This window comes from Sphingomonas sp., assembly GCF_048595155.1.
Lineage (GTDB): Bacteria > Pseudomonadota > Alphaproteobacteria > Sphingomonadales > Sphingomonadaceae > Sphingomonas_I.
This window is the reverse complement of sequence record NZ_JBMDXN010000083.1, coordinates 1-7082: the sequence shown is the minus strand read 5'-3', so window position 1 is coordinate 7082 and position 7082 is coordinate 1. Positions and strand designations below refer to the sequence as shown.

The following is a 7082-nucleotide window of genomic DNA, read 5'->3' as shown; positions in this document are numbered from 1 at the left end:
TGCGAGGCGGCGCGCTCCCGATGTAACACGGAAGCAATGGGCTGGTCTGGCCCGCACCGGACCGCGCCGTTCGGTTGAAGGCAGGCTGTTTGTTCATTACGATCGGCTGCCGGGGAACATTTAATCTATTTTGGATTTCGTGAGGGAAAGGGGGCGGCGACCGCCCGGGGACCCAGCAGGGAAGGGAAGACGCACGTGCGCGCGACAGGATCCATCGAGACGCGATCGAGATTGAAACGGGTGGCAGGACCGGCCTTGTCGCTGAGCCTGGCGTTGCTGCTCGCCGGCTGCGGTGACAAGGTTCAATCCCCCGCGTCGAAGCCGACCCCACCGCCGACCGCCACCCCGAGCGGACCGCAGCCAACGCCCGGCCTGAGCCCGGCGAGCCGCTACAAGCTGGCGCTGCAGTTGCTGCAGCAGGGCAATCCGACCCAGGCGCGGGTCGAGCTGGTCCAGCTGTGGCATGACGATCCATCGGACGAGCGTGGCGGCGTGCTGATCCGCCAGATCGACATGGATCCGAAGATCGTCTTTGGCACCGAGAATTTCCCCTACACGATCAAGCAGGGCGACACGCTGTTCAGCCTGGCCAAGCAATATCTGCATGACTCGCTGAACTTCTATGGTCTCGCCCGCTATAACGGCCTGACGCTGCCGGCGCAGCTGCAGCCGGGCCAGGTGATCCTGATCCCGGGCAAGCCGCACGCCCCGGTGCGCAAGTGGACCCGCCCCACGCCGACGCCGCCCGCCGCCGGCACCGGTGCTTCGTCGCGTCCGACCCCGCCGCCGTCGACCGCGACGCCGGCGGATTCGCCGGCGCGGCGCAACCAGGCGCAAAATCTGCGCCGGCGCGGGCTGGAGCAGATGTCGGCCGGGTCGATCGACCGGGCGGTGACGCTGCTGTCGCAGGCCGCCAGCCTGGATCCCAACAATGCCGCGATCGCCGCCGATCTGGCGCGGGCGCGGCGCATCCAGGCGACCGTGCACAATCAGTAAGCGGGGAGGGGCGCTCGGCGCTCCTTCTTCTCGGGCAAGCAAAAAGGGCTGAGCGAGCTGTCCGCTCAGCCCCTTTTTGTGTCCCGTGCCCGGCGATGCCAGCGCGTCGCCGCGGCCTGCGTCAGCGATATTGATTGTCGTCCGGGTCGACGAGCGTGCGATCCTCGTCTTCGTCATGCGGCCAGGGCGGCGAGAGCTGGCGGACAGGCTCCTCCCCCGGTGCGGGCGCGGGCGGGGTGGTGATCGGCTTCACCATCGGCTCTGCGATCGCGAACGGATCCGTCTCGGCCTCGTCCTCCTCGTCCTCTTCCTCAGGCTCCGCCTCGTCCGTCTCTATGGCTGCGGGCGCGATTTCCTCAGGCTCGGCCGTCGGCGCGGGGACGTTGTCGAGGACCGGCTCGGGCTCGGGCTCGGGCTCAGGCTCAGGCTCTGGCGTAGCGCTCACCTCCGGCTCGTGCGGAAGGATCGGCGGCAGGGGTTCGGTTGGCTTCTCCGCCGCGGCGTCGTGATGCGGGGCAGCCTCGGGCTCGAAGCGGCGATCGATCACCTCGTCCTCGTCTTCGGTCTGGGCGGCTGCGGGCGTGAGGGGGACGGGCGGGAGTTCGGGTGCTTCGAACGGAGGCGGCACATCCGGCTCAGGCTCGGTCCCATGCGGCTCGTCCAGCACGGCTTCGACGGCCGGCTCCACCGGCACCGCCGACACGGCCGGCATCGGCTCGGCCGGGCGCGACTTGCTCGCGGGCAGCGGCAATTCGTCCTCGAACGCCTTTTCCGGCGCGGGGCTGGCCGGGCTCGCCGGGTTGGCCGAGGTCGGCGCGGGTGCGACCGGGCGGTCGAGCAGCATCGCTTCAACCGCGTTCAAGCGCTCCTGCATCGTCTGGGCGACCAGATTGACGTCGTCGAACAGCTCGCCAAATTCGTCGCGGCGGCTGTGCGAAACGCGGAAATCCAGATTGCCGCGGGCGAGCTCCAGCAAGGCGTCGCGCAACCGCCGGATCGGCGCCTGCAGCACGCGTGCGCTGAGGAAGGTGACCAGCGCCACCGTCGCCAGCGTGATGACCGCCAGCGCGATCAGCAACCAGGTCGACAGCTGGGCGGCGGAACGCAAGTCGGCCTGGTTGAGCATCAGATCGACCTTGCCGAAATCATGGCCGGCATAGGTGATCGGGCGGACGAAGCGGAAGCTCTGGTTGCTCGCCACATCGAAGACGCGAACGCCTTCGCGGTTGGTGATCAGCGGCTCGCCTGAGACGGGGCGATAGCGCTGGCCGATCATGTCCTGATTGGTGGCGGCGCGGATGATCCCCTGCGAATCCACGACGGTCAGGCCGCGCAAATTGGGATCGGCCGACGCGCTTTTCACGAAGGCCTGGACGGGCACCCAATCCTGCTGCTCGGGCGGGAGCGCTGCATTATCGACTGCGCGCAGGGCGGCGTTGTTGGCGACGAAGGCGGTGACGGCCCGGCCGGATGTGACCGCGACCTGGCGCATCGCTTCGCGCTGCTTCACCAAGGCGGTGCCGACCGCGCCGGCGAGCACGATCGCGGTGATCAGCGCCATCAACAGGGTCAGGCGGACCTGGAGCGGCAGATAGCGGCGCTGTGCTGCGGCCTCGACCGCCACGCTTTCGGCGACCGAATATTCGCGCCGCAAGGCCGCCGCGAGACGGAGCGCGTCGGCGAAGCGCTGGGTCGGCTGCTTGGCCATCGCCTTCTGGACGATGAATTGCAGCCCGCGCGGCGTATCCGGTGCGACTTCGGTCAGCGGCTTCGGATCGGCGGTGAGGATCTGCGCGGTCAGGGCCGCCGCGCCGGAGCCGGTGAAGGCGCGCTGGCCGGCCAGCATTTCATAGAGGACGACGCCGACCGAATAGATGTCCGATCGGCCGTCCATTTCACGCCCGAGCGCCTGTTCGGGGCTCATATAGCGGGGCGTCCCGATGACCTGTCCGATCTGGGTGCGGTAGCTCTGTTCTTCGAACAGCGGATCATGATCTTCGAGCTGGGCGATGCCGAAATCCAGCAGCTTGAGCGTATTGCCGTCGGGCGAGAGGATGATGTTGGACGGCTTGATATCGCGGTGGATCACGCCCTGGGCATGGGCGTAGCCGAGCGCGTCGGCGAGCTGGATGCCGATGCTGATCACCTTGGAGGGCGGCATCGGGCCGCGCTTCAGCACCTCCGACAGCGGCTCGCCGTCGAGCAGCTCCATGACGATGAACGGATAATCATCGACCTGGCCAACGTCGAATACGGTGACGATGCCGGGATGGGACAAGGCGCCCGCGGCCCTGGCTTCGCGCAGGAAGCGCGCGGAATATTCGCGATCCTCGCGATATTCGGGCTTGAGCACCTTGATCGCGAGGGGGCGATCGATGTGCGGATCGTGCGCGCGATAGACATCCGCCATCGCCCCTTCGCCGATCTGCTCGTGGATGCGATACCGTCCGATCAGTTCGAGCATGCTTCTCCCCCGCTTGCCGGCGGCGTGCCTGGGCAATGGTGCGTCCAGGGCAATGGAACGTCATCGCATTTGAAGGGTTCCGCACACGTAATGAACTAGCTGGCTCAGGTGGTGCGAAACTGAATGGATCAAGGCTTGATTGCCGAAATCATGACGCCGATCGAAGGCGACGTACCCGTCGGCGCGGACGTGAGGACCGCAGGACCGGGCTCTGAGCTTTATCTTTCGATCAAGGATGAGCGGTCGAGCGCGCGTAGCGCCGAACGCGAAGCGTTGGCGTCGCCCGACCCCGATGTGGACCCGCTGGTCGCCGGCATCCGATCCTGGCGCGAAGTGTCGCAGCAAGGCACCGAATTGCTGATCCATCATGCCAAGGATCTGCAGGTCGCGGCCTGGCTGACCGAGGCGTGGCTGCGGACGGATGGCCTGGCCGGGCTTGCCAACGGTTTCACCCTGCTGGCCGATCTGGTGCTGACCTATTGGGATCAGGGCCTGTATCCGCTCGAGGATGAGGATGGGGTCGAGGCGCGGCTGACGCCCCTGTTCGGGCTGTTCGGGCGGGAAGAGCCGGGCACGCTGATCCAGCCGATCAAGCTGCTGCCGCTGACCGATACCGGGCAGGAGCTGGTCGCGCTATGGACGATCGAGGCGATCCGGGCGCAATCGATCCGCCACGACGATCCGGAAGTGCGGGACGAGCTGACGGCACGGCGCGATCAGCGGATCGCACAGCTGGATGCGGCGATCGCGGGGGCCTCACGCGCCTTCATCGCCGATAATCTGACCGCGATCGATGAGGCGCTGGCGGCGGTCGACCGGCTGATGGAGGCGCTGGACCAGCGCACGCCCTATGGCAGGTTCGGATCGCAGGTTGCCGCGCCGCTGCTTAACATCGCCGAAATTCTCCGCCGCCATCACATTCCGCCCGAAGCCGAAACGAGCGACCAGGTCGCCGAGGCCGAGGATGACATGGCCGCACCGGGGGTGGTGGGATCGGCATCCGGCACGCCTGCGAAACAAAATGTTAATGATCGGCAGGCAGCCTTCGCAACTCTCCTCGAGATTGCGGGTTTCTTCGAAAGAACAGAGCCGCAATCTTTGATCGGTCATAGCCTGCGTGATCTCGTGCGGAGGGCCAGCCTGCCGCTTGACGATCTTCTCGCGGAGCTATTGCCCGATCGTGAGCAACGGTCGATGTTCCTTCTTCGTGCGGGTGTCCGGCCGGACGCCGGCTCCGGGGGAGGGGATAGTTTCAACAGCTTTTAAGACAGCACCTCGAATTCAATAGGGGAAGCACATGGCGAGCGTACACGATAAGCTGAAGAAGGTGCGGAAGCCCCGTGTCCACATCACCTATGATGTGGAAACGGAAGGCGCCGTTGAGGTCAAGGAACTGCCCTTCGTGCTGGGCGTCATGGGCGATTTCTCCGGCGATCCGACCGAAGAATTGAAGCCGCTGCGCGATCGCAAGTTCATTCAGATCGATCGCGACAATTTCGATCAGGTGATGCGGCGCATGTCGCCCGGCCTGAAGCTGCGCGTCGAGAATACGCTGAAGGGCGACGGCAGCCAGATGCCGGTCGAACTTTCGTTCAGCTCGATCGAGGATTTCGAGCCGGGCCGGGTCGTGCAGCAGGTCGAGCCGCTGCGCAAGCTGCTGGAGACGCGCAACAAGCTGCGCGATCTGATGGCCAAGGCGGACGGATCGGAGAAGCTGGAAAGCCTGCTGGAAAATATCCTGCAGGACGAAGAGCAGCTGAAGGCGCTGCGCGCTGAGCTGGGTTCCGACGACGCGTCCGCGTCGGCGGATAAGGAGTAAGGCGCATGACCGACGTTTCCCGCTCTTCCGCGCCGGCGCAGACCAATGTCGTCGAAGGCCGCAGCCTGCTCGACGAGGCGATCAGCGTTACCCGGCAGACCGATCGTGACCAGGTCGAGACGCTCCTGCGTGCGCTGACCGAAGAAGCCAGCGCCGGCACGGTCACCTATTCCAAGAACCTGACCGTAACGATGCAGCGCGCGATCGCGGCGCTCGACCAGAAATTGTCCGAGCAGCTGTCGCAGATCATGCATTCGGAGAAGTTCAAGGCGCTCGAGGGCAGCTGGCGCGGCCTTCACTACCTCGTCATGAACAGCAATACCGGCCGCGACATCAAGGTCCGCGTGATCAACGCGAGCAAGAAAGAGCTTGCCCGCGATCTGGAGCGTGCGATCGAGTTCGATCAGAGCACGCTGTTCAAGAAGATCTACGAGAACGAATTCGGCACGCCGGGCGGTGAGCCCTACAGTGCGCTGATCGGCGACTATTATTTTGGCGCGGGACAGGAAGACGTGCAGCTGCTGCGCAGCATCTCCAGCGTCGCCGCCGCGGCCTTCGCACCGTTCATCGCCGCCGCCGGCCCGCAGATGTTCGGGTTCGAGACGTTCGAGGAATTGTCCAAGCCGCGCGACCTGGCCGACAAGTTCCAGGCAACCGAATATAATAAGTGGCGCAATTATCGCGACACGGAGGATTCCCGCTTCGTGACGCTCACCATGCCGCGCGTACTGGCGCGGCAGCCTTATGGCGAACAGACCAAGGCGGTCGACGAGTTCGCGTATGAGGAAGCGCCTTTCTCGGCAGACGGCGCGCCCAAGCCGATGAAGCATGACGATTACTGCTGGATGAATGCGGCGTTCGCGCTGGGCGTGCGCATGACGTCGGCCTTCTCCGACAGCGGCTGGACGACGGCGATCCGGGGCGCGGAGGGCGGCGGCAAGGTCGCCGACCTGCCGACGCATCTGTTCCTGTCCGACGATGGCGACATGAGCGAGCAGTGCCCGACCGAGATCGCGATCACGTCGCGGCGCGAGAAGGAACTGTCCGACCTCGGCTTCCTGCCGCTCTCGCACTATAAGAATACCGATTATGCGGTATTCTTCGGTGCCCAGACGACGCAGCGGCCGAAGAAGTATGATCAGGCGGGTGCAACCGAGAATGCGGCGATCTCCGCGCGGCTGCCCTACATCCTCGCGAGCTCACGTTTTGCCCATTATTTGAAGGTGATGGCGCGCGACAAAATCGGCTCTTTCATGGAAGTCGAGGATGTCTCCGCCTGGCTGAACCGCTGGATCCTGAATTATACCAATTCGGCCGAAGGTGGCGGGCAGGAGATCCGCGCCAAATTCCCGCTGCGCGAAGCTCGGGTGGAGGTGACTGAAGTGCCCGGTTCGCCCGGCAGCTATAATGCGGTGGCCTATCTGCGGCCGTGGCTGCAAATGGAGGAGCTCACCGCGTCGCTGCGGCTGGTAGCGCGCATCCCCAAGAAGTCGTGATACGGCCATGAACGCCGTATCGCTGGCCGTGGCGGATTCCGCGAAGGCGATCATCCGCCAGTCCGGTGACCACACCGGCGTGTTCTGAAACTTGCCGCGCGCCAGGCCGACGGCGTCTCCCCCATCGGCACCCACGATCATCAGGTCGGAATCACCCCCGCGCAGGCGGCGAAAGACGATGCGCGTTCCATCCGGCGACCAGGCGGGTTCCGAATCGTGCTCCGCCGTGTGTGTCACGGGGCGCAGATCGTTTCCGTCCGGGCGGATGGTCCAGATGTCCAGGTTGCCGCTGCGGTCGCTGGCGAAG

Annotated in this window: 5 protein-coding genes; 4 read left to right on the top strand and 1 reads right to left on the bottom strand. The window is 65.4% G+C overall.

The genetic code is table 11. From position 1 onward, the window contains the following. Positions 1 to 240: 240 nt before the first annotated feature. Positions 241 to 996, top strand: coding sequence for a LysM peptidoglycan-binding domain-containing protein (locus tag ACOJSI_RS13260; protein ID WP_420138770.1), 756 nt, complete (start codon positions 241 to 243; stop codon positions 994 to 996). A 121-nt stretch (positions 997 to 1117) separates the two neighbouring features. On the opposite strand, the gene ACOJSI_RS13255 is transcribed toward ACOJSI_RS13260, so the two are convergent. Further along, positions 1118 to 3460: a protein kinase domain-containing protein gene (locus tag ACOJSI_RS13255; protein ID WP_420138769.1), complete on the bottom strand. Its 2343-nt coding sequence runs from the start codon at positions 3458 to 3460 to the stop codon at positions 1118 to 1120. Positions 3461 to 3610: 150 nt separating this feature from the next. On the opposite strand from ACOJSI_RS13255, the gene tssA reads away from it, so the two are divergent. From tssA to tssC, 3 genes are read left to right on the top strand one after another with little or no spacing between them, the layout of a single operon-like run. After that, positions 3611 to 4726, top strand: coding sequence for a type VI secretion system protein TssA (gene tssA / locus ACOJSI_RS13250; RefSeq protein WP_420138768.1), 1116 nt, complete (start codon positions 3611 to 3613; stop codon positions 4724 to 4726). Between the two features lie 31 nt (positions 4727 to 4757). Then, complete coding sequence (gene tssB, locus ACOJSI_RS13245) at positions 4758 to 5279, top strand: type VI secretion system contractile sheath small subunit (RefSeq protein ID WP_420138767.1); 522 nt, start codon at positions 4758 to 4760, stop codon at positions 5277 to 5279. Between the two features lie 5 nt (positions 5280 to 5284). After that, a complete protein-coding gene (gene tssC / locus ACOJSI_RS13240) occupies positions 5285 to 6775 on the top strand; it encodes a type VI secretion system contractile sheath large subunit (protein WP_420138766.1) in 1491 nt (496 codons plus the stop codon). Positions 6776 to 7082: the final 307 nt, after the last annotated feature.